This window comes from Curtobacterium sp. SL109 (assembly GCF_026672405.1).
In the GTDB taxonomy this organism is placed as follows: domain Bacteria; phylum Actinomycetota; class Actinomycetes; order Actinomycetales; family Microbacteriaceae; genus Curtobacterium.
This window is the reverse complement of the sequence record NZ_JAPPRB010000002.1, coordinates 1,552,810-1,577,667: the sequence shown is the minus strand read 5'-3', so window position 1 is coordinate 1,577,667 and position 24,858 is coordinate 1,552,810. Positions and strand designations below refer to the sequence as shown.

Annotated in this window: 20 protein-coding genes, 1 tRNA gene and 1 pseudogene; 8 read left to right on the top strand and 14 right to left on the bottom strand. The window is 71.4% G+C overall.

Features of this window, described 5'->3' with window-relative positions:
• The first annotated feature begins 57 nt into the window (after positions 1 to 57).
• Entirely contained in the window at positions 58 to 1,344 is a 1,287-nt protein-coding gene (locus OVA28_RS09025) for a nicotinate phosphoribosyltransferase (RefSeq protein ID WP_268096684.1), read from the top strand.
• 3 nt (positions 1,345 to 1,347) lie between these two features.
• Here the strand turns inward: OVA28_RS09025 and OVA28_RS09020 are convergent, their stop codons facing one another.
• The 4 genes from OVA28_RS09020 to OVA28_RS09005 all read right to left on the bottom strand — a co-directional run bounded on the left by OVA28_RS09020 (position 1,348) and on the right by OVA28_RS09005 (position 4,578).
• The gene (locus OVA28_RS09020; protein WP_194628889.1) at positions 1,348 to 1,611 is read right to left on the bottom strand and encodes a DUF3039 domain-containing protein; all 264 of its coding nucleotides are present in this window, start codon (positions 1,609 to 1,611) and stop codon (positions 1,348 to 1,350) included.
• 65 nt (positions 1,612 to 1,676) lie between these two features.
• Positions 1,677 to 3,251: an ABC transporter permease gene (locus OVA28_RS09015; protein ID WP_268096683.1), complete on the bottom strand. Its 1,575-nt coding sequence runs from the start codon at positions 3,249 to 3,251 to the stop codon at positions 1,677 to 1,679.
• Complete coding sequence (locus tag OVA28_RS09010; RefSeq protein WP_268096682.1) at positions 3,227 to 3,979, bottom strand: ABC transporter ATP-binding protein; 753 nt, start codon at positions 3,977 to 3,979, stop codon at positions 3,227 to 3,229. The genes OVA28_RS09015 and OVA28_RS09010 overlap by 25 nt, the downstream gene beginning before the upstream one ends.
• A complete protein-coding gene (locus tag OVA28_RS09005; RefSeq protein ID WP_268096681.1) occupies positions 3,955 to 4,578 on the bottom strand; it encodes a hypothetical protein in 624 nt (207 codons plus the stop codon). The genes OVA28_RS09010 and OVA28_RS09005 overlap by 25 nt, the downstream gene beginning before the upstream one ends.
• 340 nt (positions 4,579 to 4,918) lie before the next feature.
• Between OVA28_RS09005 and OVA28_RS09000 the strand changes: the two genes are divergently transcribed.
• The 4 genes from OVA28_RS09000 to OVA28_RS08985 all read left to right on the top strand — a co-directional run bounded on the left by OVA28_RS09000 (position 4,919) and on the right by OVA28_RS08985 (position 7,677).
• Complete coding sequence (locus tag OVA28_RS09000; protein ID WP_194660619.1) at positions 4,919 to 5,614, top strand: phosphocholine cytidylyltransferase family protein; 696 nt, start codon at positions 4,919 to 4,921, stop codon at positions 5,612 to 5,614.
• A gap of 40 nt (positions 5,615 to 5,654) precedes the next feature.
• On the top strand, positions 5,655 to 6,479 hold the full coding sequence (locus OVA28_RS08995) for an ABC transporter permease (protein ID WP_194660618.1): 825 nt from the start codon (positions 5,655 to 5,657) through the stop codon (positions 6,477 to 6,479).
• On the top strand, positions 6,479 to 7,249 hold the full coding sequence (locus OVA28_RS08990) for an ABC transporter ATP-binding protein (RefSeq protein WP_194660617.1): 771 nt from the start codon (positions 6,479 to 6,481) through the stop codon (positions 7,247 to 7,249). Before OVA28_RS08995 ends, OVA28_RS08990 begins: the two co-directional genes overlap by 1 nt.
• A 125-nt stretch (positions 7,250 to 7,374) precedes the next feature.
• The gene (locus OVA28_RS08985) at positions 7,375 to 7,677 is read left to right on the top strand and encodes a hypothetical protein (protein WP_071271762.1); all 303 of its coding nucleotides are present in this window, start codon (positions 7,375 to 7,377) and stop codon (positions 7,675 to 7,677) included.
• A 39-nt stretch (positions 7,678 to 7,716) separates the two neighbouring features.
• Here the strand turns inward: OVA28_RS08985 and OVA28_RS08980 are convergent, their stop codons facing one another.
• From OVA28_RS08980 to OVA28_RS08960, 5 genes are all read right to left on the bottom strand, one after another.
• Positions 7,717 to 8,949, bottom strand: a complete 1,233-nt coding sequence (locus OVA28_RS08980) for a hypothetical protein (protein ID WP_268096680.1) — start codon at positions 8,947 to 8,949, stop codon at positions 7,717 to 7,719.
• Between the two features lie 36 nt (positions 8,950 to 8,985).
• On the bottom strand, positions 8,986 to 9,894 hold the full coding sequence (locus OVA28_RS08975; protein WP_268096679.1) for a glycosyltransferase family 2 protein: 909 nt from the start codon (positions 9,892 to 9,894) through the stop codon (positions 8,986 to 8,988).
• Positions 9,891 to 10,718, bottom strand: a complete 828-nt coding sequence (locus OVA28_RS08970) for a CDP-alcohol phosphatidyltransferase family protein (RefSeq protein ID WP_268096678.1) — start codon at positions 10,716 to 10,718, stop codon at positions 9,891 to 9,893. The genes OVA28_RS08975 and OVA28_RS08970 overlap by 4 nt, the downstream gene beginning before the upstream one ends.
• A 5-nt stretch (positions 10,719 to 10,723) precedes the next feature.
• Entirely contained in the window at positions 10,724 to 11,767 is a 1,044-nt protein-coding gene (locus OVA28_RS08965; protein ID WP_268096677.1) for a glycosyltransferase family 2 protein, read from the bottom strand.
• A gap of 790 nt (positions 11,768 to 12,557) precedes the next feature.
• Positions 12,558 to 14,531 carry a S1C family serine protease gene (locus OVA28_RS08960; RefSeq protein ID WP_268096676.1) on the bottom strand — a complete coding sequence of 658 codons (1,974 nt, stop codon included), beginning with the start codon at positions 14,529 to 14,531 and terminating at the stop codon, positions 12,558 to 12,560.
• A 182-nt stretch (positions 14,532 to 14,713) separates the two neighbouring features.
• On the opposite strand from OVA28_RS08960, the gene OVA28_RS08955 reads away from it, so the two are divergent.
• Positions 14,714 to 15,940, top strand: a complete 1,227-nt coding sequence (locus OVA28_RS08955) for an aminotransferase class I/II-fold pyridoxal phosphate-dependent enzyme (protein ID WP_268096675.1) — start codon at positions 14,714 to 14,716, stop codon at positions 15,938 to 15,940.
• A gap of 21 nt (positions 15,941 to 15,961) precedes the next feature.
• On the opposite strand, the gene OVA28_RS08950 is transcribed toward OVA28_RS08955, so the two are convergent.
• Both OVA28_RS08950 and OVA28_RS08945 read right to left on the bottom strand, forming a co-directional pair.
• Positions 15,962 to 16,867 carry a carbon-nitrogen hydrolase family protein gene (locus OVA28_RS08950; RefSeq protein ID WP_268096674.1) on the bottom strand — a complete coding sequence of 302 codons (906 nt, stop codon included), beginning with the start codon at positions 16,865 to 16,867 and terminating at the stop codon, positions 15,962 to 15,964.
• A 59-nt stretch (positions 16,868 to 16,926) separates the two neighbouring features.
• Complete coding sequence (locus tag OVA28_RS08945; protein WP_268096673.1) at positions 16,927 to 17,544, bottom strand: acyl-CoA-like ligand-binding transcription factor; 618 nt, start codon at positions 17,542 to 17,544, stop codon at positions 16,927 to 16,929.
• Positions 17,545 to 17,595: 51 nt separating this feature from the next.
• On the opposite strand from OVA28_RS08945, the gene OVA28_RS08940 reads away from it, so the two are divergent.
• A complete protein-coding gene (locus tag OVA28_RS08940) occupies positions 17,596 to 18,780 on the top strand; it encodes an aldo/keto reductase (RefSeq protein ID WP_326493767.1) in 1,185 nt (394 codons plus the stop codon).
• Here OVA28_RS08940 and OVA28_RS08935 read toward each other — a convergent pair.
• The 3 genes and pseudogenes from OVA28_RS08935 to OVA28_RS08925 all read right to left on the bottom strand — a co-directional run bounded on the left by OVA28_RS08935 (position 18,737) and on the right by OVA28_RS08925 (position 23,222).
• A tRNA-Met gene (locus OVA28_RS08935) sits at positions 18,737 to 18,813 on the bottom strand. The genes OVA28_RS08940 and OVA28_RS08935 overlap by 44 nt on opposite strands.
• 62 nt (positions 18,814 to 18,875) lie before the next feature.
• Positions 18,876 to 21,915: pseudogene (locus OVA28_RS08930) on the bottom strand (UPF0182 family membrane protein).
• Positions 21,916 to 22,112: 197 nt separating this feature from the next.
• Entirely contained in the window at positions 22,113 to 23,222 is a 1,110-nt protein-coding gene (locus tag OVA28_RS08925) for a YlbL family protein (RefSeq protein WP_268096672.1), read from the bottom strand.
• Between the two features lie 151 nt (positions 23,223 to 23,373).
• Here OVA28_RS08925 and OVA28_RS08920 point away from each other — a divergent pair, with 151 nt between their 5' ends.
• Positions 23,374 to 24,819, top strand: a complete 1,446-nt coding sequence (locus tag OVA28_RS08920; RefSeq protein ID WP_268096671.1) for a zinc-dependent metalloprotease — start codon at positions 23,374 to 23,376, stop codon at positions 24,817 to 24,819.
• Positions 24,820 to 24,858 lie beyond the last annotated feature (39 nt).

Genomic DNA, 24,858 nt, shown 5'->3' with positions numbered 1-24,858 from the left:
GTCGCCCCGGAACCGGCGGCGTGGGCCCACAGTCAGGGTTTCTGTAGTGTCGATCGCGTGACCACCGCGCTCCTGACGGACCAGTACGAACTCACCATGGTCGACGCCGCCCTGAAGGACGGCACGGCCGACCGGCGCTGCGTCTTCGAGGTGTTCGCCAGGCGACTGCCCGACGGGCGTCGCTACGGCGTCGCGGCGGGGCTCGGTCGCTTCCTGACCGCGCTCACCGACTTCCGGTTCGGCGACGACGAGATCGCGTTCCTGCAGGGTCGGGGCGTCATCGACGGGGGCACCGCGTCGTGGCTGGCGGACTACCGGTTCACCGGCGACGTCCGGGCGTACCGCGAGGGCGAGGTGTTCTTCCCGAACTCCCCCGTGCTGCAGATCGAGGGCACCTTCGCCGAGTCCGTGCTGCTCGAGACCCTCGCGCTGTCGATCTTCAACGCCGACTCCGCCATCGCCTCGGCTGCCGCGCGCATGGTGTCCGCCGCCGACCGTCGCCCGCTCGCCGAGATGGGCTCCCGCCGCACGGGCGAGTGGAACGCGGTCGCCGCTGCCCGCGCCGCGTACATCGCCGGGTTCGGCGCGACGAGCAACCTCGAGGCGGGACGCACCTGGGGCATCCCGACCATGGGCACCGCGGCGCACGCGTTCACCCTGCTGCACGACTCCGAGGAGACGGCCTTCCGGTCGCAGCTCGACGCCCTCGGGGACGGCACCACCCTGCTCGTCGACACCTACGACATCGAGGCGGCCGTCGACACCGCCGTCCGCCTGACCTCCGGCCGGCTCGGGGCCGTCCGGATCGACAGCGGAGACCTGCCCTCGGTCGTGGCCGCGGTCCGTGCGCAGCTCGACCGGCTCGGCGCGACGTCGACGAAGATCACCGTGACGAACGACCTCGACGAGTACACGATCGCTGCCCTGCGAGCAGCCCCCGTCGACTCGTACGGCGTCGGCACGTCGGTCGTCTCCGGCTCCGGTCACCCGGCCGCCGGCATGGTGTTCAAGCTCGTCGCGCACCAGACCGAGGCCGGCGAGTGGGTGTCGGTGGCGAAGAAGTCCGCCGTGAAGGCCTCCGTCGGCGGCCGGAAGGACGCCGGACGGCGGCTCCGCAACGGCATCGCGACGGCCGAGGTCGTCCGGACGTCGGGCTCCCTCGGCGCGGACGAGCGGGCGCTCATGGTGCCCGTCGTCACGCACGGCGAGGTCGACCCGGCGTTCCTCGGTGAGCGCGGGGTCGAGGCCGCGCGGGCCCACCACAAGGGCGCCAAGGCCGAGCTGCCCGCGGACGCGGCCCGGATCGGCCGGGGTGACCCGGCGATCCCGACCCTGATCGACTAGCGCCTACTCGGACTTCATCTTCTCGTAGATGGCCTTGCAGTCGGGGCAGACCGGGAACTTCTCCGGGTCGCGGCCCGGGATCCACTTCTTGCCGCACAGGGCCTTGACGGGCTTGCCGCTCAGGGCCGACTGCAGGATCTTGTCCTTCTTGACGTAGTGCGAGAACCGCTCGTGGTCGCCGGGCTCGATCGCCTCTTCCTCGAGGAGCTTCTCGAGCTCGCGGTCCATCACGTCGAGTCCGCCGCCGCCGGGTTCCGTCATGCTCATGCTCCAAGAGTACGACGGTCGCGCGTGGCGCGTCGTGCGCGTGTGGGGGCGGAGAGCCAGCCGCGCTAGTTGCGCAGCGCCGCTGCGAGCAGGTCGGGCCCGCGGCGGTCGAAGGCCCGTCCACCGGCGAACACCCCGACCACGAGCACGACCACCCCGACGGCGAGTCCGACGACCAGCGTCAGCACGCCGGAGGACCGGGAGTCGTCCATGAACGCCAGCACCGCGAGCCAGCCGGCCGGCACCGAGAAGACCAGGATCCCGATGATCGTCACGGCCTGCGACACCGTCGACGTGACGCCGGCGGCCTGCGGCTGCTGGAACGGTCGGTCGCCCGGTCGCACCGTCGGGTAGGCCAGCAGGACGGACACCACGCTGGAGATCCCGAGCCCGATGAGCAGCGCCCCCACGCACACGCCAACCAGCACCGGGAACGCCGCCAGGTCGCCGAAGAGCCATGCGGAGAGCCACGAGCCGGCGACGACGACCGGGACACCGACGACGAGCAGCGGGGTGAGCCGTCCGAGCCGGTCGCTCCACCCGGGAGCGCCCGACGCCACGTGCAGCCAGACCGCCGTGTTGTCGTAGGCGACGTCGTTGTGGGGCAGGAAGCCCGCGATCACGGCCATGAGCGGCAGCGGGACGAGTGCCGTCCAGTGCCAGGGGACGCCGGCGACCCCGAGCGGGACGACGACGATCGGCACGAAGAGCAGGATCACGTAGGACGTGCGGTACCGCGGGTCACGCCCCCAGTAGGTCAGCGCGCGGGCCGCGACGGCGGCGACCGGGGCGGAACCCAGACGGTCGAACCACCCCAGCCCACGGTGGGTGCGCGCGGTCGTGCGGTCGTCGACGGTCCGCGTCAGGCGCCCGACGAGTGCCCACCACGCCCACGCCAGCAGCGCGACGACCCCGACTGCGATGAGGAGCTTCGCCACGCCCTGGCCCGCGTGCCCGGCGGCGACGTCGGCCGGTGCTGCCCAGGCGGCGCCCCACGGCGTCCACCCGGCGACGTCCGCGATGCGCTGGAGCTCCGCGCTCCGCGGGTCGAGCCAGTCCGCGCCGAGCAGCAGGGGGACGGCTGGCACGAGCAGCACGACCACGACGAACGCCACGAACCAGCCGGCGTCGCGGCCCGGTCGGTGCGACCCGATCAGCCACGCACCGAGCGTGCACCCGACGCGGACGAGCAGCCCGCACGTGGCGATGACGAGCAGCGCCGCGACGATCCCGAGCACCCCGCTGCCGGCACCGCGCATCCAGGCGACGGACTGTGCCACCGCGACGACCGCGACGCCGACGACCGGCACGCCGAGCAGTCCCGCCAGGGCGAGCCCGGTCGTCAGTTCGCGCCGACCCAGCCCGAAGACCGCGAACCGTCGGGGGTCGAACTGGTCGGCGTCCCCGAGTGCGAACGGGACGAAGGTGAACCCGAGGGTGACGAGCATGCCCACGGGCACGATCACGGCACGGGCCGCGACGGGGTCGACGGTCCGGAGGTCGACGACGGCCATGGCCACCAGGACGGCGACGAGGAGTCCGACGAGGCTGCCGAGGACCACGAGCACCGAGCGCCTGGCGCCGCCGCGGACCTCGCCCGCGAGCAGGTCGGCCCTCAGCCGGAGAAGCTGTGCAACCATTCCATGCTCTCTGCGACGACGCGTCCGCCGGCGAGTTCGACGAACTTGTCCTCGAGGCTCTTCCGCCCGCGGACCGCCGGCATGGTCCCCGACGCGAGCACCTTGCCGCCGACGATGATCGCCACGGAGTCGCACGTGCGCTGGACGAGCTCCATCGAGTGACTCGACAGGACGACGGTCCCGCCGCCCTGCGTGTACCGGCGGAGGACCTCGACGATGGTGGCCGAGCTGACCGGGTCGACGGACTCGAACGGTTCGTCGAGCACGAGCACGCGCGGCGAGTGGATCAGGGTGGCGGCGAGGGCGATCTTCTTCGCCATGCCGACGGAGTAGTCCGCGACCTGGCGTCCGAGCGCGTCCCCGAGCCCGAAGGCCTCGGCGAGGTCGGCGCTCCGGGCACGGGCGGTCCGGCCGTCCAGCCCGCGGAGGGTCGCCGAGTAGTACAGCAGCTGCGCACCGGTGAGCCGGTCGAACAGCCGCAGCCGGTCGGGCAGCACGCCCATGCTGCGCTTCGCGGCGGCGGGGTCGGCCCACACGTCGTGGTCGAGCACGGTCGCGGTGCCGGCGTCGGGACGCAGCAGGCCGGTGAGCATCGAGAGCGTCGTGGTCTTGCCGGCGCCGTTCGGGCCGACGACGCCGAAGAGCGAGCCGCGGCGGATCTCGAGGTCCACGGCGTCGACGGCGAGGGTCTGGCCGTAGCGCTTCACCAGGCCGTCCGCGCGGAGCACGACGGGCTGCTGCGGGGCGGACGTGCCCGGACGCTGCGTGGACGTCTGCTTCGGGGGCGCTTCTTCGCGGTCGCCCCGGTCGCCTTCTTGGTCGGTCGCGACGCCACGCCGGTCCGATGCCCGTCCGGTGAACCGTCACCGGGCCTCCCGGCATCGCGCGTCGCGTCGTCGGGACCGGTCGCTCCGTCCCGGACGGGAGGCTCGCCACGGCTGCCGTCGTCGGCCTGCGCCGCGTCCGTGGCCGGCTCCGGCCTGATCGCGGCTGCCGCGCCCTGCGGCCGCGTCGCGCGCACGGGACGCTTGGCCCGCGGCTTCCCCTTCGTGCTCGGGGCGACGTTCGTGCTCGGGGCGACCACGGCCGGCAGGACTGCCGGTTCGCGGACGTCCGTCAGGGCGTCGTCGTCGGTCATGCCGTCCTGTCCAGGGCGGTCGTCCGCATCGTTCTCCCCCGTGTCGATCTCACCCGTGTCGATCTCACCCGTGTCGTGCGCGGCCGGGTCGCCCCCGACCATGTCGTCCGTCATGCCCCCGACGGCCTCACGATCCGCCGCCGCCTCCGCGGCGTCGGCCGCGTCGTCGATCTCGGTCGTCTCCGTCATCCAGGCAGCATCCGACGTCGTGTACACGTCCTCGTCGTCCCCAGCAGCCACCACGCGCCAACCGTACCAACGCCGGAGGGCCATCGACGAAGCGGACTTCCCAGGGTCACGAAATGACCACGATCCGTCACGGAAGGGCGCTCTGGGCAGGACTTTCCGTATGATTCACCGGGGCACGACGGAGTGTTCACCACTTGGAAACCTGCCCGGCTCCACCACCGCACAGCCGCCTGACGCACCGTCCGGCGCGGCTCACGGACAATTCGGATGCATCCGGAGCAGACTCGACGAGGCCCGCCCGTGCCCCAGGGCGCGCGGGCGGACACCGGAAGGGACCACCATGACCACGCAGATCGTCATCCTCGCAGCGGGGATGGGCAGCCGCCTCGGGCGCAGCCTGCCGAAGCCGCTCACCGAGCTCCGCGACGGCCGCACCATCATGCAGCAGCAGTTCGACAACATCCGCGCAGCGTTCGGCTCGAGCGCCAAGGTGACCGTCGTCGTCGGCTACAAGTCCGAGTACATCATCGAGGCCTTCCCGGAGGCCTCCTTCGTGCACAACGAGTCCTACGACTCCACCAACACCTCGAAGAGCCTGCTCCGTGCCCTCAAGGCCACGGGCAAGGACGGCGTCCTCTGGATGAACGGCGACGTGGTCTTCGACCCGCGCGCCCTGGTCCGCGCCGCCGACATGATGGACCAGAAGCGGTCCTTCGTCAGCGTGAACACCGAGAAGGTGTCCGACGAAGAGGTCAAGTACACCGTCGACGCCGAGGGCTTCATCCAGAAGCTCTCGAAGCAGGTCGTCGGTGGCCTCGGTGAAGCCGTCGGCATCAACTACGTCGCCGCGGCGGACAAGCAGGCCCTGATCCACCACCTCGGCCGGGTCGACGACCAGGAGTACTTCGAGGGCGGCATCGAGGCAGCCATCGCCGAGGACGGTCTACGCTGGACGCCGATCGACATCTCCGACCTGTACGCGGTCGAGATCGACTTCGCCGAGGACCTCGAGCGCGCGAACGAGCTGTTCGCCTGAGCATCGGTCTCCTCTCGGTGATCCCGGCCGGAAGGACCCCATGACGACAGCGAGTGCGCCGACCGCACCGGTGACCGCCGCACCGCCGGCGTCACGCGGTGCAGGTCGGCGCTATCGTCATGCGCTCTGGTTGCTGACCAAGCGCGACCTGCGCGTCCGCTACTCGACGTCGGCGCTCGGCTACGTCTGGTCGATCCTCGACCCGCTGGTGATGTCGGGGATCTACTGGTTCGTCTTCACCCAGGTGTTCCACCGTGGTTCGGTGGGCGAAGAGCCGTACATCGTGTTCCTCCTGGCGGCCCTGCTGCCGTGGATGTGGTTCACGGGGAGCGTCTCCGACTCCACGCGCGCGTTCATCAAGGAGTCGAAGCTCATCCGCTCGACGACGATCCCCCGGAGCATCTGGGTCGCCAGGATCGTCGCGTCGAAGGGGATCGAGTTCCTCCTGAGCATCCCGGTGCTCGCGGTCTTCGTCATCGGGACCGGTGCCCACGTGCACTGGCAGGTCGTGCTCTACCCGCTGGCGATCGTGCTCCAGTGCGCGCTCGTCTACGGGCTCGGGCTGATCGTTGCTCCCCTGGTCGTCTTCTTCCGCGACCTCGAGCGTGCCGTGAAGCTGGTGCTCCGCTTCGCGTTCTACGCCTCCCCGATCATCTACAGCACCCAGGCGCTCCCCGACTCCCTGCACGACCTCGCGGCGGTCAACCCGCTGACCGGCATCTTCGGGATCTACCGATCGGCCTTCTTCCCGAGCCAGCTCGACTGGTTCGAGGTCCTCGTCTCGGTCGTCATCACGGCGGTCGTGGTCGTCGTCGGCCTCGTCGTCTTCCGGCGCAGCGAGCACCGCGTCCTCAAGGAGCTGTGATGACCGCCACCCAGTCCAGCCCGTCGACCACGGCCGGCGCCCCGGTCATCTCCGTGCGCGACGCCGGCATCCGGTTCAAGCGCAACCGTCGTGCCAGCCGCAGCTTCAAGGACCTGTTCGCCGGTCGGACGCGACGCAAGCGCGGCGACGAGTTCTGGGCCCTGCGTCACGTCTCGTTCGACGTCCGCCCCGGTGAGGCCATCGGGGTCGTCGGACGCAACGGTCAGGGCAAGTCGACCCTGCTGAAGCTCGTCGCCCAGGTGATGCTGCCGGACGAGGGCCGGGTCCACGTCGGTGCGGGTGTCGCGCCGCTCATCGAGATCACCGGCGGGTTCGTCGGCGACCTCTCCGTGCGCGACAACGTCTACCTGACGGCCGGGCTGCACGGCATGACCCGTGCCGAGATCCGTGCCGACTTCGACGAGATCATCGAGTTCGCGGAGATCGGCGACTTCGTCGACACCCCGTACAAGCACCTGTCGAGCGGCATGAAGGTGCGGATCGCGTTCGCCGTGATCTCCCGGCTGGACGAGCCGGTCATCCTCGTCGACGAGGTGCTGGCGGTCGGCGACAAGGCCTTCCGCGAGAAGTGCTACAAGCGCATCGAGGAGCTGCTCGCCGGCGGTCGGACGCTGTTCTTCGTGTCCCACAGCGACAAGGACCTGCGACGCTTCTGCGACCGCGGGCTGTACCTGGACAAGGGCCGTCTGCAGCTGGACGGCCCGATCGAGGACGCGCTGGCGCGGTACTCGGCGGACTACGGGGTCTGAGCGCGGCGGCGTCCTGCCTCACCTCCCCACCACAACCCGCCCACCCCGCACCCCCTCCACAACCCCGTGCCCCCGGGGCCGTCCCCGCGCCCCCACCGTCGGACCCTCCCCCTACCCTCACCACCATGCCCACCACACCAACCGCCTACGCTGTCCCCTTCGCAGTCGACCGCACGGCCGCGCCCCGCCGCTACGACCTCGTCAACATCGGCGACGAACCCGTCGACGGACTCAGCCTCACCCACCTCGGCACCGGGTACTGCCCGCCGCTGGTCGTCCGTCGGCTCGATCCCGGTCGCAGTCTCGGCATCGCGGTGTTCGGCGCCGCACCCGACGAGACCGGCGTGGTCATCGTCCGCTGGCGTCGGCCCGACCGCTCCGAGTACCTGTGGCGCATGTCGCTCGTCGGGCCCGGCATGGCGCCCTGACGACGCCTCACGCCGGTCGTGGTGGCGCGCCGCTGTGCGTCAGGCGGCGCCGCGGTCCCGAGCGACCTCGTGCCAGCGGGCGATGAGCCGCTCGACGGCGTCGTGGAAGCGGGCCGTCGCGGTGCCGGGCGTCGTGTCCCCGAAGTACCGCTCCACCCACCGTCGCAGGTCCGCGAGCTGGCTCGCGTCGTGTGCCGCGGCGTCCACCCGGGCCACCACCTGGTCCGCGTCCTCCGCCAGCAACCAGTTCGCCGCGGTCAGGTAGCCGCGCTCGTCGACGTCGGCACCGGGCGCCACCGGGCGGGTGACGATGAGGGGCTTCCCCACCGCCAGTCGGTCGTAGATCATCGCGCTGATGTCCGTGATGGCGACGTCCGCGTCGGCGAGCTGCCAGCCCAGCGCGGGCCCGTCGTCGTGCACGTGGTGCGCCGACGGGTCCGCGGTGTTGGCGGCTGCGATGGCGGCGACGATGCGCTCGTGCGCGGCCCGGTACGCCGGGTCGACGACGCCGCTGCGTGGGTGCGGGCGGTACACGAGCCGGTGCCGGGGCGACGCGAGCACCCGGTCGGCGATGGTGGTGCCGTGGCTCGCGATCGACCCGTAGGCGGCGGCCTCCCGGTCCCCCTCCCAGGTGGGCGCGTAGAGCACGACGGTGCGGTCGTCAGCCGGGTACGGCGGCTTCCCCGCGAAGTGGTCCGCCTGTGGGCGCCCGATGGCGATCGCCCGGTGCTCGACGTCGTAGTCCCAGAGCGCCTCGGACAACCGGTCACGCGCGGCCGCACCAGCGATCAGGGCGTAGTCGTACGCCTTGAACTGGTTCGTCGTCATGTACATCTTGTCGCTCTCGCCGTGGTTCACGAAGACGTGCCACATGCGCCCGTACCGCATCATCTGGAAGTTGCGGGCGTTCTGGTTGACGTACAGCACCAGCTTCGGCGCCTGCTCGTCGACGAACCGCTCCAGGTCGACGACCTGTCGGGCGTACACCGCGGCGACGGGCGCCTCGTCGAGCAGGGTGAGCATCGTCCCCGGGTTCCGCGAGACGATCGCGACCCGGTGCGTGCGGGAGAGCTCGGCGAGCGGCTCGTACCACTGCCGCACCTGGTACATGTTCACGGGCCCGTCGGCGAAGTACACCGCGACCTCGATGCGCCCCGGCGCCAGCCGCTCCTGCGTGGGGAGCCGGCGTGCCAGGGCCCGTCGGCTTGATCGGGACCGCAGGAGCCGTCGGACGAGCCGGACGGCAGTGCGGGCGTCGCGGAGGATCGACATGCTGCGCTGCTCTCTCGTGGTGCGGTCGGGATCGGGTCAGACGACGGGTGGACGGCCGGCCAGGGTCATCCGGGCGATGGTGAGCCAGCCCATGGGTCGGACCGGACCGCAGTCACTCGTCCAGCCCTCGCGGACGCCGTCGAACCACACCCGCAGGCGGCGCGGGTGCCGCCACCAACGCAGGACCTGGATCACGGCCCACGACCCGACGTACACCGGGCGGAGCGGCGCCGGCAGGTTGCGCCGTGCGAGCCAGACACGGTTCCGGGCGTTCAACCGGACGTACTCGCTGTGGCGGGCCGGGTCGATCGCCGGGTGGTGCGCGACGAGGTCCCCGGCGTACCAGGTCCGACGGCCGGCGTCCCAGACGCGCCAGGCGAGCTCGATGCCCTCGTGTGCGTAGAAGTACGGCGCGCCCCAGCCCCCGACGGCGCGGTACACGTCCATCGGCAGCACCACGGCGCCCTCCCACACGGAGAATACCGGCGACGACTCGGTGGGGTCGCCCTTGCGGATACGAGGCACCCACCGCAGGGGGCTCGCCGTGCCGGACGGGTCGACCACGCGCGGCTGCACGAGCCCGAGGGAGGGGTCCCGCTCGAACAGCGCGACGGCGTCCACCAGGAACGTCGCCGACGGGATGGACGCGTCGTCGTCGAGGAAGAACAGGTAGTCGCCGTCGACGACCTCGGCGCCGGCGTTCCGCCCCGCCGGGATCCCGACGTTCTCCGGCAGGGCCAGCGACCGGACGCCCTCCGGCAGCCCCGTCGGTTCCCAGCCGTTGCCGACGCAGACGACGTCGAGCTCGACGCCCTGCTGCGCGAGCACGCTGTCGAGGCCGCGTCGCAGGTCTGCGGGCCGGGTGCCCTGGGACAGGCTGACGACCCCGACGCGCGGGCGCTCGCGGTGCGGGACCGCGTGGCGTCTGGCGGTGGCCGGGGTCACGCGCGGACCCGCTTCGACGAGATGATCGCCAGGAAGTGTCCGGCGGTGGCGACGACGGCCAGCGGCAGGAGCGCGCCCACCAGGACCCGGTCGATCAGCGGGTGGCCGACGACGAGCCCGATCAGTGCGAAGACGAACGCCAGGATCGAGAGCTCGACGGAGTGGTACAGCCGGTGGAACGGCAGGAAGCGGGCGACCTTGCGCAGCGAGGCGAGGCGTCGTCCGGACGGTGCCGTCGAGGCGTCCCGACGGTCGACGAGCTTCTCCAAGCCGGAGTTGGCGCGTGCCACGTGCACCATGTCGTTCAGCGCCTTGTTCAGCACGATGACCAGGCCGAGCGCGCACCCGATCGTCGTCCACATCCAGTCCGCGCCGTGGATCGGCCACGTCGCCGCACGGACGCCGAGGGCGATGGGGATGAGCCCCTCGGTCGTGTAGTGCCCGACCTTGTCGAGGAACACGCCTGCGGGCGACCGGGTGCCGCGCCACCGGGCGACCTCGCCGTCCGAGCAGTCGACGAGCATCTGGAGCTGCCCGAGCACGAGCGCGAGTGCGGCGCCCCAGAACCCCGGGATCAGCAGTGCCGCGGCGACCGACCACCCGACCAGGATCATCAGGCCGGTCACCTGGTTCGCGCTGACACGGGTCTTCAGCAGCACCCACGTCAGGTACGGCGAGATGTCCCGGAGGTACAGCGACGCGGTCCAGTGCTCCGCGTTGGCGCGCGCTCGGACCTCGTCCGGCTGCGCGACCGCCCGCAGCTCGGCGATGGAGGTGGGGTGGGCGTAGCCGCGTTCGCCGCGGTCGTGCTGGGGGTCGCTCACGTGCGTCACCGTCCGGTGTGGGTCGTCAGCTCGGAGGTCCGCGTCAGGAACCCGACGATGAACCCGACCCCCCAGCCGATGTGGATGCAGGGCAGGACGACGAGCAGCCACGCGCGTGTGGCCGCGTCCGAGCGCCGGGACACCGCGAGGGCCCCGACGACGACGAACACCAGGTAGACCGCCGGGACGACGAAGCCGAGCAGCGCCCAGGCGGCACCGCTGCCGAGCGCCGCGCCGACGATGCCGACGATCCCCGCGACGAGCCCGAGGCCGAGCCCCGCGACCATCACCGGGGGCACGAAGTAGCGCAGGCCGTTGCCCGCCGGGAACCGTCGTGCGAGTTCGCCACGCCACAGCCCCGTGGCGACGAACTGCCGGATGAGACGTTTCAGACCCGGCCGGGGCCGGTAGGTGACGACGAGCTCCGGCGTGAACCAGACGGTTCCACCGGTGGTGCGCAGCCGCCGGTTCAGCCCCCAGTCCTGGCCACGCTTGATACCCTCGTCGAACAGGCCGACCGCGAACAGGCGGTCACGGCGGAAGACGCCGAGGTAGGCCGTCTCCGCCGGTCCGGCCTGGCCGCCGACGTGGTGGGGCGTGCCGCCGAGGCCGACGCGGCTGCCGTACGCGAGGGCGACCGCCTTCTCGAACGGCGTCCGACCCTCGGCGCGCATGATGCCGCCGACGTTGTCCGCGCCCGACTCGGTCAGGGTCCGGACGGCGATGCGCGTGTAGTCCCGCGGCAACACGGAGTGCGCGTCGACGCGGACCACGACGGGGTGCTCGGAGGCGCGGATCGCCAGGTTCAGGCCGGCGGGGGTCGAGCCCACCGGGTTGTCGACGGCGCGGATGCGGGGGTCGGCGGCGCTCATCTCGGCGACGAGTTCGTTCGTGCCGTCGATCGAGGGGCCGAGCGCCAGCACGACCTCGAACGGTCCCGCGTAGTCCTGGTCGAGGAGGCTCGCGACCGCAGCGCGCACCTCGGTCACCTCGTTCAGGACGGGCATCACGTACGAGACGCCCGGCAGGCGCTGTCCGTCTGTCTGCATGCGATCCCTCGGGGTCCTGGCGGTGAGCGACCTGCAGCCTATCAATCCCCGGACTCCCCCACCTGTCGCCGCCCTGGGCACCGGTCCCGCCGCTCGTCCCTCCCTCTCCCCCTCGCTCTCCCCCTCGCCGAGCGGGCGGAAGCGCGGGGTCGGTCCGCCCCGCACGCCGGCATTGCGCCCGTTCGGCTTCCCGAGGGCGAGCGGGCTGAAGCGCGGGGTCGGGTCCGTCCCGCACGTCGGCATTCCGCCCGTTCGGCCCGGCCACCGCCGAGCGGGCGAAATCGCGGGGTCGGGTCCGCCCCGCACGCCGGTATTTCGCCCGCTCGCCCCTTCCACCGCCGAGCGGGCGGAAGCGCGGGGTCCGGTCCGCCCCGCACGGCGGCATTTCGCCCGTTCGGCCCGGCCATCGCCGAGCGGGCCGAAGCGCGGGGTCGGGTCCGTCCCGCACGTCGGCATTCCGCCCGTTCGGCCCGGCCACCGCCGAGCGGGCGGAAGCGCGGGGTCCGGTCCGCCCCGCACGTCGGGATTTCGCCCGCTCGGCCCGGCCACCGCCGAGCGGGAGGAAGCGCGGGTTCCGGTCCGGCGGGCACCACGGCATTTCGCCCGTTCGGCTTTCCGAGGGCGAGCGGGCGGGAGCGCGGGGTCGGGGCCCGCCCGCACGCCGGCATTTCGCCCGTTCGTGCGTGGGCGGTGCGACGACGACGGGAACGGGCGCATGGCGGCGCAGGGACAGACAGACGGGAGGCACGGTGCCAGCTGGCACCGTACCTCCCGTCTGTGGTGGGGTGCGTCAGCTCTTGCTGTCGTACGTCCCGAGGGTCACGTCCGCCTGGCGGGTGTCGCCGTTGCGGACGTAGGTGATGGTGGTCTTCGCGCCTCCGGCGAAGAACCGGACCTGCGCGGTGAGGTCGGTCGCGTCCGCGACGGTGGCGTCACCGATCTTCGTGACGACGTCGCCCTTCTGCAGACCGGCGCCGGCGGCGGCACCGCCCGAGGAGACGGACTTGATGAGGGCGCCCATCTGGGTGGCGTTGGTGTCCTCGTTCGCGTCGCCGACCGTCGCGCCGAGCAGGCCGTGCGTGGCCGAGCCCTTGTCGATGATCTCGTTCGCGACGCGCTTGACCAGGTTCGAGGGGATGGAGAACCCGACGCCGATGCTGCCCGCCTGCGACCCGGACGACTCCGAGGCACCGGCGCTGGCGATCGCGACGTTGATCCCGATCAGCTTGCCCTTGGAGTCCAGGAGCGCACCGCCCGAGTTGCCGGGGTTGATCGACGCGTCGGTCTGGATGACCGGGAGCGAGACGGTCGCGGAGGCGCCGGAGCTCGAGCCGTTGTCGCCGTTGCCCCAGAAGTCGAACGGGCCGTTGCCGTTGTTGCCCTGGCCTTCGTTCGAGTCGCCGCCGGCCTTCGGGTCACTCGACGTGACCTGGATGCTGCGGTTCAGGGTCGAGACGATGCCGTCCGTGACCGTGTTCGAGAGCCCGAGCGGGGCGCCGATCGCGACGGCGGTGTCACCGACGTTGAGGTCGGACGAGTCCGCGAAGGTCATCGGCTTCAGGTCGGTGGCGTCGATCTTGATCACGGCGAGGTCGACCGTTGGGTCGGTGCCGATGAGCTTGCCGGTGTAGATCTCGCCGTTCGACGTCGTCACCTTGATGGTGCCGCCGGAGCTGTCGCCGTCGAGCGTCACCACGTGGGTGTTCGTGACGATGTAGCCGTCCTTGGTGAGGACGACGCCGGAGCCGGTGCCGGCCTCGCTCGAGGCGGAGACGTTGATCGTCACGACCGAGGGTGTCGCCGCCGCGGCCACCGCGGTGACGACGGTCGCCGAGTCGTAGTCGTTGACCGTGAGGTTGCCGCCGCCGGAGCCCGACGAGCTGACGATCGAGCCGCCGTTCGAGGTGGCCGCGACCCAACCGCCGCCGGCAGCGCCACCGACGAGGGCGGCGGCGATGAGGCCTCCGACGATCGGCAGCACGAGACGCGACCGGCGCTTCGGCTCGGTGGTGGTGCCTGCCGCTGCGCCCGACGCACCGGCAGCGGTGGCGCCGGAGAAGTAGTGGCCGTTGCGGGGTGCGCCGTCCTGGTCGGCGTAGGCGCTCGAGGTGGGCGCCTGTGCGGACTGGCCGTAGCCGTACTGGCTGTTCGTCGGCTGCTCGTACGCGGAGGTCGGAGCCTGCGCGGAGCCCTGGGCGTACTCGCCGTAGCGGGGACGGTCCTGCTGGCCGGACTGGCTCTGGCCGTACTGGTCCGCCTGACCGTACTGCGACTGCTGCCCGTACTGCGACTGCTGACCGTACTGACCGGAGTTGCCCTGGCCGTACTGGCTCTGCCCGTACTGGCTCTGCCCGTACTGTCCGGTGTCGCCCTGGCCGTACTGCGAGTGCTGGCCGTACGGCGACTGCTGCCCGGACTGGCCGTACCCGGACTGCTGTCCGTACTGGCCCTGCCCGGACTGCTGGCCGGACCCGTACTGCTGGCCGGACCCGTACTGCTGGTCGCTGCCGTACTGCGCCGTGGGGTACGGCGCCGTGTAGCGGTCGGTGTCGCCGGCCGAGGAAGCTGGGTGGATCACGTCGGTGTGGTCGGCATCCGTGCTCGCGCCGGGGGCCTCCTGCCCGCTCGCGCTGGTCGGTGCGTCGTTCGGCGTCGACGCGCCGGCGTCGCCCGTCTGCTGCGCGGCATCGTCGGCGGCGACCTCAGAGGTCGTGTCGTCCGGACGGATGTCGTCGCCGTGCCCGTTGGGCGTGGTGTCGGTCATGCTGGACGTGCTCCTTTCAAGCTCGTGCAGTCTGTCGCACGAGCCTGGGCAGTCCTGATGACGACCCTGCAAGTGCCTTGAGGCGAGCTTATGCGTCACCTGTGGACGCACTCCCGGGAGCGGCAGCGCCGACGCACTAGGTTGGGGACCGTCCAGCGCGAGCGCCCGTCGGAGGGAACCCCATGCGGCACACCGGACCCTGGCTGCGAGCGGCGGAGGGCGCGATGCTCCTCGGCCCCGACGGCGTCCCCGCCCCCACCGTGTTCGCCGAGATGAGCGCGCTGGCGGCCAGCACGGGTGCGGTCAACCTCGGGCAGGGCTTCCCGGACGAGGACGGTCCCGTCGAGGTCCTCGACGCCGCGGTGCAGGCCATCCGCGACGGCGTGAACCAGTACCCGCCGGGGCGCGGGACCCCCGACCTGCGTCTGGCGATCGCCGAGCACCAGCGCCACTGGTACGGGCTCGAGGTCGATCCCGACCAGGAGGTCCTCGTCACCGCCGGCGCGACCGAAGCGCTCGCGGCGACGCTCCTCGCGCTGGTCGAGCCGGGCGACGAGGTGGTCACGTTCGAGCCGTTCTACGACGCCTACGGTGCCCTGATCCGCCTCGCCGGTGCCACCCACGTGACGGTGCCGCTGACCGCGCCGGACTTCCTGCCCGACGAGTCCACGCTCCGCGCGGCGTTCTCGGACCGGACCCGCGCGGTCCTGGTCAACACCCCGCACAACCCGACCGGACGTGTGCTGCCGACCGAGGTCCTGCGTGTCGTCGTCGAGCTCGCCGAGCGCCACGACGCGGTCATCATCACCGACGAGGTCTACGAACACCTCACCTTCGAGACGGAGCACGCGCCGCACGTGCCGCACGTGCCGCACGTGCCCATCGCCACGCTGCCCGGCGCCCGGGAGCGGACGGTGACGGTGTCGAGCGCCGGGAAGACCTTCAGCACCACCGGCTGGAAGATCGGCTGGCTCACCGCTCCCCCGGCGCTCGTGACCGCGATCACGACCGTCAAGCAGTACCTGACCTTCGTCAACGGAGCGCCGTTCCAGCCGGCGGTCGCCGCGGGCCTCCGCCTGCCGGACACGGTCTTCGCCGGGATCGCCGCGGACCTCGCGGCCAAGCACGCCGTGCTCGCGGCAGGACTCACCGCAGCGGGCTTCGGGGTGCACCGGCCCGACGGGGGCTACTTCGTCATCGCGGACACCGCCCCGCTCGGGTACGAGGACGCGCGCGCCTTCTGCCTCGAGCTGCCGCACCTGGCGGGCGTCGTCGGTGTGCCGGTGTCGGCGTTCGTCCGCCCGGACCACGCCGCCGGCTACCGGTCGCTGGTGCGCTTCGCGTTCTGCAAGAAGCGCTCCGTGCTCGAGGACGCGGCCGCCCGCCTCGCCACCCTCAGCCGGGCGTGACGTCCGCGGCACCGCGGACCGTCACGTCCGCGGTGCCGCGGCGGTCACGTCCGCGGCGCCTCGGACCGTCACGTCGTACCGCCGCAGTGACAGCGAGGGGTTCGTCCGCCGCACTCCGTCCGTGACGTCGGTGTCCACCGTGGTGACGAGCAGCCCCGGTGCCGGCCCGAGCGCGGCGACGGCGACACCCGACGGGTCGAGGGCCACCGATCCCCCGATGCCGATCGGCGGCGCCTGGCCGACACCGACGACCCAGACGGTGTTCTCGATCGCGCGTGCCGTGAGCAGCGTCCGCCAGTGGTGTTCCTTGCCCGGCCCACGCACCCACTCGGCGGGCACGAGCACGACGTCGGCAGCAGCACCACCGGCGAACACGCCATCCGAACCGGAACCGGCACCGGCACCGGCACCGGCACCGGCCGACCCTGCGACGAGCCGCCGGGTCACCTCGGGGAACCGCAGGTCGTAACAGGTCTCGAGACCGACCAGCACGCCGCCGAGCTCGAACACGGGCAGCTGCTCGGGGTCCCCCGCCTCGATCCGGTCGGACTCCCGCGACCCGAACGCGTCGTACAGGTGCACCTTCCGGTACGTGCACACGAGCGAGCCCTCGGGGTCGATCGCGACGAGCGTGTTGCGGAACCGCGCGGTGTCCGGGCCGGCCTCGGCCACCCCGACCACGAGCGCCACCCCGGTGCTCCGCGCGATCCGCCGGAGCCCGGTGACGAAGGGCCCGTCGAGCGGCTGCGCTGCCGCGACGAACCGGTCGTCGATGTCCGCCGTGAAGTACGACGTGTACTCGGGCGTCACCAGGAGCTGCGCGCCACGGGCCGCCGCGTCCTCCGCTGCCGCCCGCACGGTCTCGAGGTTCACGGCGGGGTCGTCCACGGGGGCGAACTGCGCCGCGGCGATGGTCAGTGTCGTCACCGGGCCAGGCTAACCGGGGCCACGACCGCGCGCGACGCCCGGCGCCGCGCCCGGTGCAGCTACCGCACGTCGAGCACGTCGAACGACCGCCGCAGGATCCCCGTCACGTCGCCGTCGTCCCCGGTCGCCCACGCTGTGATCGACACGTCGAAGCACCCCAGCGCAGCCTGGACCACCGTCCGCGCCCACAGATCGGCATCAGCCCCGACGGACCGTTCCGCACCACCGAACCGCGTGGCGACCAGCGGTGTGAGCACCTCGGCCCACGCGTGGTGCTTCTCGAGGTTCCGCGCCCGGAGCGACGGCGTGCTCGTCATCACCCGGACGGACCGACGAGCCGTCTCCGGGTCACCGCCGTCGCCGCGCAGGAGCATCGTCGCGAAGGCCTCGCGCAGGGCGCTCCAGACCGGCTCGTCCGCCGGCCGGTCGAGGAACGCCGCGGCGAGCACGTCGCTGTGGCGCGCCGGGTCGCCGATGACGGCGTCCTCCTTCGCCGGGAAGTACCGGTGGAAGCTCCTGGCGGAGATCCCCGCCTCAGCCGCGACCTGGTCGACGGTGACCCGGTCGAACCCGTCGGCGTCGAACCGCGCCATTGCGACGGCGGCGATGCGGGCGCGCACGGCCTCGCGGGTGATGTCCCGCAGTCCCGGTCGGCTCTCTGCCGTGCTCTCACTCATCGAAAAAGCATATCGCCGTGTCAGTGGCAGCCCTTCTTGACAGTCTCTGCCATGTCTGGCGTACAGTGCCACTGGTATTCAACCCGTCTCGGAAGGACGACCATGCAGCACCGCACACTCGGACGACAGGGCCTCGTCGTCAGCGCCATCGGCTACGGCGCGATGGGCACGACGTTCGCCTACGGACCCGGCGACGACACCGAGTCGATCGCCGCGATCCGCCACGCCCACGACCTCGGCGTCACCCACTTCGACACCGCCGAGCTCTACGGCTGGGGCACCGGCGAACGACTCCTCGGCGCCGCCCTAGCCCCGGTCCGGGACGAGGTCACCATCGCCACCAAGTTCGGCTTCACCGACACCTACGGCCAGGACTCCCGCCCAGACCACATCCGGCAGGTGGTCGACACGAGCCTCCGCAACCTCGGGACGGACTCGATCGACCTGCTCTACCAGCACGTCCACGATCCCCAGGTCCCCATCGAGGACGTCGTCGGCGTGATGCAGGAGTTCGTCCAGGCCGGCAAGGTCCGGTACCTCGGGCTGTCGAACACGGACGCCGAGAACATCCGGCGGGCGAACGCGGTCCACCCGATCTCGGTGCTCCAGACCGAGTACTCGGTCTTCGCCCGCGAGTCCGAGGACCTCTTCCCCGTCGTCGACGAACTCGGCATCGGCATCGTCGCGTACTCGCCGCTGGCACGCGGCTTCCTCAGCGGTGCGGTCCAGCCCCGGAGCGCCTACGCCCAGGAGGACATCCGGCAGTTCCTGGAGTGGTGGGCACCCGAGCACTGGGACGCCAACACGGGCGTCGTCGCCGGCCTGACCGAACTGGCCGACACGAAGGGCATCTCGCTCTCACAGCTCGCGCTGGCCTGGATACTCGCGCAGCGGGACGACATCGTCCCGATCCCGGGATCACGGAACCCCGGACGTGTCGCCGAGAACGCCGCCGCAGCAGCCGTGACCTTCACCGCAGAGGACCTCGAGCGGATCACGACGCTCGGTCAGGGGGTCCGCGGCAAGCGCCACCGGCTGAGCCACAGACCGAGTCGCGACGCAACCAGGGGACGGACGGGAGGCTCCCCACCAGCTGGCAGGGAGCCTCCCGTCCGGAACGGCGTCCGGACTCACGACGCCCACAACGCGAAGAAGCCCCGGTCCGAGAGGACCGGGGCTTCTCGTGTCGCGTTGGTTGCGGGGGCAGGATTTGAACCTACGACCTCTGGGTTATGAGCCCAGCGAGCTACCGAACTGCTCCACCCCGCGGCACGTTTAGAAGCTTACACGGCAACGGGCGGGGTGCCAAATCGGCCACCCCGCCCGTGTCGTCAGTTGCCGGACGAGCCCGATTCCTCGGCTTCGACCGCGGCCTGGATCGCGTTCTGCAGGCGCTGGTCGGCCTCGGCGGCAGCGACGAGGTCGTTGTCCGCGTAGGCCTGCTGGCGGTCCTGCAGGGCAGCGCTGGCGTCGGCGAGCGCCTTCTGCACGGCGGGGTTGTCCGAGTCGGACGCCGAGCCGCCGGTCGAACCGGTGCCCGAGGACGAACCCGAACCGGAGTCCGAGTTCCCGTTGTCCGAACCGTTGTCGGTGCCGGTGTCGGAACCGCCCGCAGCCGCGCCCTGGTCACCCGCCGCCGCACCGGAGTCACCACCGAACAGCTGGTTGAGCGCCTCGTCGAGGGTGTCCTCGAACGCGATCTTGTCGCCGAAGGCCACCAGGACCTTCTGCAGCAGCGGGTAGGAGCCACTGGACGTCGACTGCACGTAGACGGGCTGCACGTAGAGGAACCCACCACCGACGGGCAGCGTCAGCAGGTTGCCCTGCTTGACGGTGCTGTTGCCGCGCTTCAGGATGTTCAGCTCCTGCGACACCGTGGTGTCGGAGTTGAACAGGTTCTGCACCTGCAGCGGACCCGGGATGTTGTCCGTCTTGGGGATCGTCAGCAGCGTGAGCTTGCCGTAGCCCGACGCCCGCTTGCCCTCGCCAGCGCCGCCGGCGTCGGAGTCGACGGCGAGGTACCCGGTCAGCACGTTCCGCGCGTTCGAGCCCGTCTGCTGCGGGATGTACGTCGTGTAGAGGCGAGTACGCGGTCCCCTGCCCCGGCACCTTCATCGTCAGGTAGTACGGGTCCTGCAGGTTGGCCCGTGCCGCCGACGTCTGGGTGCCCAGCGCGGTCGTCGTCGTGGTGGTGTTCGCCGCCGTCGTGTCGGCGTCGTTCGACCCGCTCGTCGGCTCGGTGGGCGTCGTCCAGGCGTCGTCACCCGAGTAGAACGAGTTGGCGTTGGTGACGTGGTACGTCCCGAGGATCGAGCGCTGCACCTTGAACAGGTCGGTCGGGTACCGGACGTGGTCGAGCAGGTCGGCGCTCATCGCGGAGACCGGCTTGAGCGACGTCGGGAAGACCTTCTGCCACGTCTTCAGGACCGGGTCCTTGGTGTCCCACGTGTAGAGGGTCACCTTGCCCGTGTAGGCGTCGACCGTGGCCTTCACCGAGTTGCGGATGTAGTTGACCTGGTCGGTGCGGAACGTCGAGGACTCGGTGCCGTTGATGCTGTCGGCGAGGCTCTGGCTCTGCGAGTACGGGTACGCGTCCGAGGTCGAGTAGCCGTCGACGATCCACTGCAGGCGGTGGTTCACGATCGCCGGGTAGGCGTCGCTGTCGAGCGTCAGGTACGGCGCGACCTTCTGCACACGGGTGATCGGGTTGCGGTCGTACAGGATCTGCGAGTCCTTGTTCACCGCGTTCGAGAGCAGGATCTGCTCCGACTGGAACTTCGCCGCGTAGACGAGCCGGTTGAAGAAGTTGCCGATCGACGGCCCGCCGTCGCCCTTGTAGGTCGTCGTCGCGTTGCCGCCGTTGTCGTCGTCCGAGCCGGACGGGTAGTCGAGCTCGACGTTCTTCGACCCCTCGGGTGCACCGACGATCGAGTAGCCGGGCGAGGTCTCGCCGAAGTACACGCGCTGCTGGTAGTCGCCGAGGGCCCCGGTGGACGGGATGCCGGACTCGAGGAACACCGGCTTGCCGTCGCTGGCGCGCTGGTTGCCGTAGGCCGCCGCGACGCCGTAGCCGTGCGTGTAGACGAACGTGCGGTTGTACTGCGTGTTCGCCTTGGCGCTCAGGCCGTCGAGGTCGATGTCGCGGACCGCGATCACGGTGTCCTCGGTCTGGCCCTTGATCTGGTAGCGGTCGACGTCGAGCTCCGACGGGAACTTGTAGTACTGCCGCGACTGCTGCAGCTGGCTGAACGTGTCGGACACGATCTTCGGGTCGATCAGTCGGATGTTCGCCGTGGTCTGGGCGTCCTGCGCGAGGGCTCCGGTGGACGGCGAGGTGGTGGCGTCGTAGTTCGACTCCTTCACCCCGGACACGTCGTAGGCGTCTCGCGTGGCGTCGATGTTCCGCTGGATGTACGCGGACTCGAACGACCGCTCGCTCGGGGCCACCTGCAGGCGCTGGACGATCCACGGGTAGATGCCGCCGATGACGATCGCGGAGACGAGCAGCAGCCCGGTGCCGACGATCGAGATGCGCCAGCGGCCGATGACCGCCGTGACGATGAAGAGCAGGGCGACGATCGCCGCGATGCCCGCCATGATCTCGCGACCGGGGATCGTGGCGTTGACCTCGGTGTACTGCGCACCGGTGATGAGCGAGTTGTTCTTGGTCAGGGCGGCGTACTGGTCGAGCCACAGGCTGACGGCCTGCAGCGCGATGTAGAGCGCGGCCGTGATCGCGAGCTGCACGCGGGCGGCGCGGGAGATCCGGACCTCTCGCCCACCGAAGCGCATGGCGCCGTAGAGGTAGCACGCGGCGAGCGCGGCGAGCCCGGCGATGAGGACCACCGCGGACGAGTAGGCCACGACGGAGCGCCAGAACGGCAGCTCGAAGACGTAGAAGCCGATGTCCAGGCCGAACTGCGGGTCCTTCTTGCCGAAGGGGGTCCGGTTGAAGTACTCCAGGACCATGCTCCAGCGCGGAGCGGTCGCGAGTCCGGCGAAGATGCCGAGGACGACCGGGATGCCGATCATGACGACACGGCGCAGCGGTTCGATGACCTGCTGGTAGCGGTCGAGCTGGGACCCGAGCTTGGCGTAGACCGGTCGGAACCGGAACGCGAACAGGATGCTCAGGTACACCGGCACGGCCATGCCGAGGAACCCGGCGAAGAACATCACCGCCCCCGCGATCCACCGCGTGGTCAGCACCTGCTGGAAGCCGAGCTGCGCGAACCACGCGTAGTCGGTGTACAGGCTGGCGAAGATGAAGAAGGCGATCACCAGTGCGGCCAGCACGATGATCGTGACCACGATCGGGACACGCGGCGAACGCCGGCCCGCAGTGGACGAGGTGGACGAGGTTGTCGTCACGTGATGTGCTCCAGACGTGTCGGACCGGCCGGCCCGGCGCACCGGGCCGTCAGTCCCACGATCCTATGGGACGTCACCGCCAGAGAACCTGTACCCGACCTCAGGAAGACCCCCCGATCCTCCCCTCCGGTCTGGAGGCTCGGTGCATGTCACCGACGCCGGTCCCGTTGACGAGACCCGCGGCCTGCGACCGGCGGTCAGCGACCGCAGGTGGCCAGGCCGGCCGTGCTCTTCCCGCTCGCGATCGTGCCGAGGTCGGAGACCGCCTGGTCCAGGGTCTTCACGGCGTAGACGTCGAGTCCGTCGGGGACGTGACCGACGACCTCGTCGCAGTTCGACGCCGGGGCGAGGAACACGGTCGCTCCCGCCGCCTTCGCGCCGTAGAGCTTCTGGCGGATGCCGCCGATGGGGCCGACCTCGCCGCCGGCGGTGATCGTGCCGGTGCCGGCGACGTGCTTGCCGCCGTTGAGCTTGCCCGGGGTGATCTCGTCGATGATCCCGAGGGCGAACATCATGCCGGCGCTCGGGCCGCCGACGTCCTGCAGCTTGATGGTCACGTCGAACGGGAAGTCGTACCGCTCCACGACGCCGACCCCGAGCAGGGCGGTGCCGTCCTGCTCGACCGGGGTGACCTCGACCTGGCGGGTGGCGTCGCCGCGACGGACCGTCACGGTGGCCGGGCTGGCGGTCCCGTGGTCGGCGACGAGTCCGCGGAGCGTCGTGGCGTCCGCGTTCGTCGTCAGGGGCGTGCCGCCGAACGCGGTGATGACGTCACCCTTGCGGATCGGGCCGTCCGCCGGGGAGCCCTCTGCGACGGTGCCGACCTCGAGCGTGGTGGGGATCCGCTCCCCCTGGTGGATGAGGGCCGCGGCGACGGCGGACTGCTGGGAGTTCGTCATGTCGGCGGCGTCCTGCTTGTCGACCTGCTCGGTCGTCGTGCCGGGCGGGTAGATCGCCGAGGCGGGGACCACTGCCTGCGACTTCGTGAAGAGCGCGCGGATCACGCTCGTCCACGGGGGTCGCTGTGTCGCCGTGCCCTGGACGCTGACGGTGAGCATGTCGAGCGCGCCGGCGGTCGGGTAGGTCTGGTGGCCGTCGACCTCGATGAGCTCGACGTCCTTCGCGTCCTTGCCGGTCCCCTGCTCCTGCGTGCCGATCGTGTTGAAGACCGGGCCGGGCAGCTCGATGACGTACGGGCTCGGCAGCACGCTCGCCACGATCGCCAGCACGACGGCGCCGACGACGAACGTCCAGCCGATGGTCCGACGGCGGGAGCGGCGGCGGGGAGCGGTCGCGAAGATGGTCAACGGGGTCCTTCCGGCAGGGTGCTCGGGAGCTGTCGGCCCGGTCGTCACCGACCGGTCGTCGACGGGCTGTTCGCCCTGGGCGCACCCGCAGGAGCGTTCCCACGGGGCCGTCCCAGGCGCGGTCCCACGAGCAGCGATTAGCGTAGTCGGCATGCCTGATGAACCGCAGCCGGGGCCGGACGACGACTTCCAGGAGATGCTCCGCAAGCTCCTCGCCGGAGAGGGCCAGATCGACCCGTCGCAGCTCGCGGGCGCCGCTGGCCTGCCGAACGACCCGGCCTTCGTGGCCAACCTGATGAGCCAGCTGCAGCGCGCGGCGCAGAACGGCGGCGACGGCATCGACTTCACGGTGACGGCCGAACGCGCCACCGCGATCGCGAAGGACGGCGCCCACGGCATCGACCCGGCGACCAGCCAGGCGAGCGTGCAGGCCTTCCAGGTCGCGGCGCTGTGGCTCGACGAGGTCACCACCGTCGCGGAGCTCACCGCCACCCCGAGCCTCTTCACGCGCGACCAGTGGGCGAAGGCGACCGCCCCCGTGTGGACGCAGATCGCCGAACCCGTGGCCGCGAGCATCGCCGGTGCCCTGACCGAGGCGATCGACCAGCGCGCACCCGAGGAGCTGAAGGCGATGCTCGGCGACGTCTCGAAGGCCATGCGCGGCGTCGGCGGAGCGCTCTTCGCGATCCAGCTCGGCCAGGTCGTCGGCCAGCTCTCGAAAGAGGTGGTGTCCGGCGGTGACGTCGGCGTGCCCCTCCTCGACGAGCAGGTCGCCGCGCTCCTGCCGCAGAACGTCGCCGAGTTCGCCGAGGGCCTCGACGTCCCCGAGGACGAGGTCCGCATCTACCTCGCCGTCCGCGAGCTCGCCCACGCCCGGCTGTTCCGCTCGGCGCGCTGGCTGCGACTGCACATCATCTCCTCCATCACCGAGTACGCCCGTGGCATCCACATCCCGTTCGACCGGGTCGAGGAGCTCGCGGCCGACATCGACCCCACCGACCAGGAGCAGCTCCGCGACGCCCTCGCGTCCGGCGCGCTGATCCCGCCGCGCACCCCCGAGCAGGACGCCGCGCTGGCCCGCCTCGAGACGATGCTCGCCCTGGTCGAGGGCTGGGTCGACACCGTCACCGCCGCGGCCACGGCGCGCCTGCCCCGGTCCGGCGCGATCGCCGAGACCGTCCGACGCCGTCGAGCCGCCGGCGGCCCGGCCGAGTCCGCGTTCGCCACGCTGGTCGGCCTCGAACTCCGCCCCCGTCGACTGCGCGAGGCCGCGGCGATGTGGCAGCGGGTCACCGACGAGCTCGGCGCCGAGCAGCGGGACGCCCTGTGGGAGCACTTCGACCTGGTGCCGACGTCCGAGGACGTCGATGCCCCGGACGCGCTCGTCGCGCGGCTCCGGAACCCCGGGCACACCCAGGAGGACGACGAGTTCGACCGGGCGCTCGAGGACCTGTTGAACGACGCCACCGGTTCCCGTCCGCGTGAGGACGAGTCCGGCGGGATCGACGACGAGCCCGGCGACGGTCCGGACGCGACCGGTCCGGACGCGACCGGTCCGGACGCGACCGGTCCGGCGCCCGACACCGGCTCGCGCTGACCCGACCGGGAGGCCCTGGTCGGCTCCGGCTGTCGGCTG

What these genes read in the sequence shown, in the direction of transcription:
- OVA28_RS09020 (WP_194628889.1), bottom strand. Translation starts at nt 1,611, where the DNA reads ATGAGCATGACGGAACCCGGCGGCGGCGGACTCGACGTGATGGACCGC.
- OVA28_RS09015 (WP_268096683.1), bottom strand. Translation starts at nt 3,251, where the DNA reads ATGGTTGCACAGCTTCTCCGGCTGAGGGCCGACCTGCTCGCGGGCGAG.
- OVA28_RS09005 (WP_268096681.1), bottom strand. Translation starts at nt 4,578, where the DNA reads ATGACGGAGACGACCGAGATCGACGACGCGGCCGACGCCGCGGAGGCG.
- OVA28_RS09000 (WP_194660619.1), top strand. Translation starts at nt 4,919, where the DNA reads ATGACCACGCAGATCGTCATCCTCGCAGCGGGGATGGGCAGCCGCCTC.
- OVA28_RS08995 (WP_194660618.1), top strand. Translation starts at nt 5,655, where the DNA reads ATGACGACAGCGAGTGCGCCGACCGCACCGGTGACCGCCGCACCGCCG.
- OVA28_RS08990 (WP_194660617.1), top strand. Translation starts at nt 6,479, where the DNA reads ATGACCGCCACCCAGTCCAGCCCGTCGACCACGGCCGGCGCCCCGGTC.
- OVA28_RS08985 (WP_071271762.1), top strand. Translation starts at nt 7,375, where the DNA reads ATGCCCACCACACCAACCGCCTACGCTGTCCCCTTCGCAGTCGACCGC.
- OVA28_RS08980 (WP_268096680.1), bottom strand. Translation starts at nt 8,949, where the DNA reads ATGTCGATCCTCCGCGACGCCCGCACTGCCGTCCGGCTCGTCCGACGG.
- OVA28_RS08965 (WP_268096677.1), bottom strand. Translation starts at nt 11,767, where the DNA reads ATGCAGACAGACGGACAGCGCCTGCCGGGCGTCTCGTACGTGATGCCC.
- OVA28_RS08960 (WP_268096676.1), bottom strand. Translation starts at nt 14,531, where the DNA reads ATGACCGACACCACGCCCAACGGGCACGGCGACGACATCCGTCCGGAC.
- OVA28_RS08955 (WP_268096675.1), top strand. Translation starts at nt 14,714, where the DNA reads ATGCGGCACACCGGACCCTGGCTGCGAGCGGCGGAGGGCGCGATGCTC.
- OVA28_RS08945 (WP_268096673.1), bottom strand. Translation starts at nt 17,544, where the DNA reads ATGAGTGAGAGCACGGCAGAGAGCCGACCGGGACTGCGGGACATCACC.
- OVA28_RS08940 (WP_326493767.1), top strand. Translation starts at nt 17,596, where the DNA reads ATGTCTGGCGTACAGTGCCACTGGTATTCAACCCGTCTCGGAAGGACG.
- OVA28_RS08920 (WP_268096671.1), top strand. Translation starts at nt 23,374, where the DNA reads ATGCCTGATGAACCGCAGCCGGGGCCGGACGACGACTTCCAGGAGATG.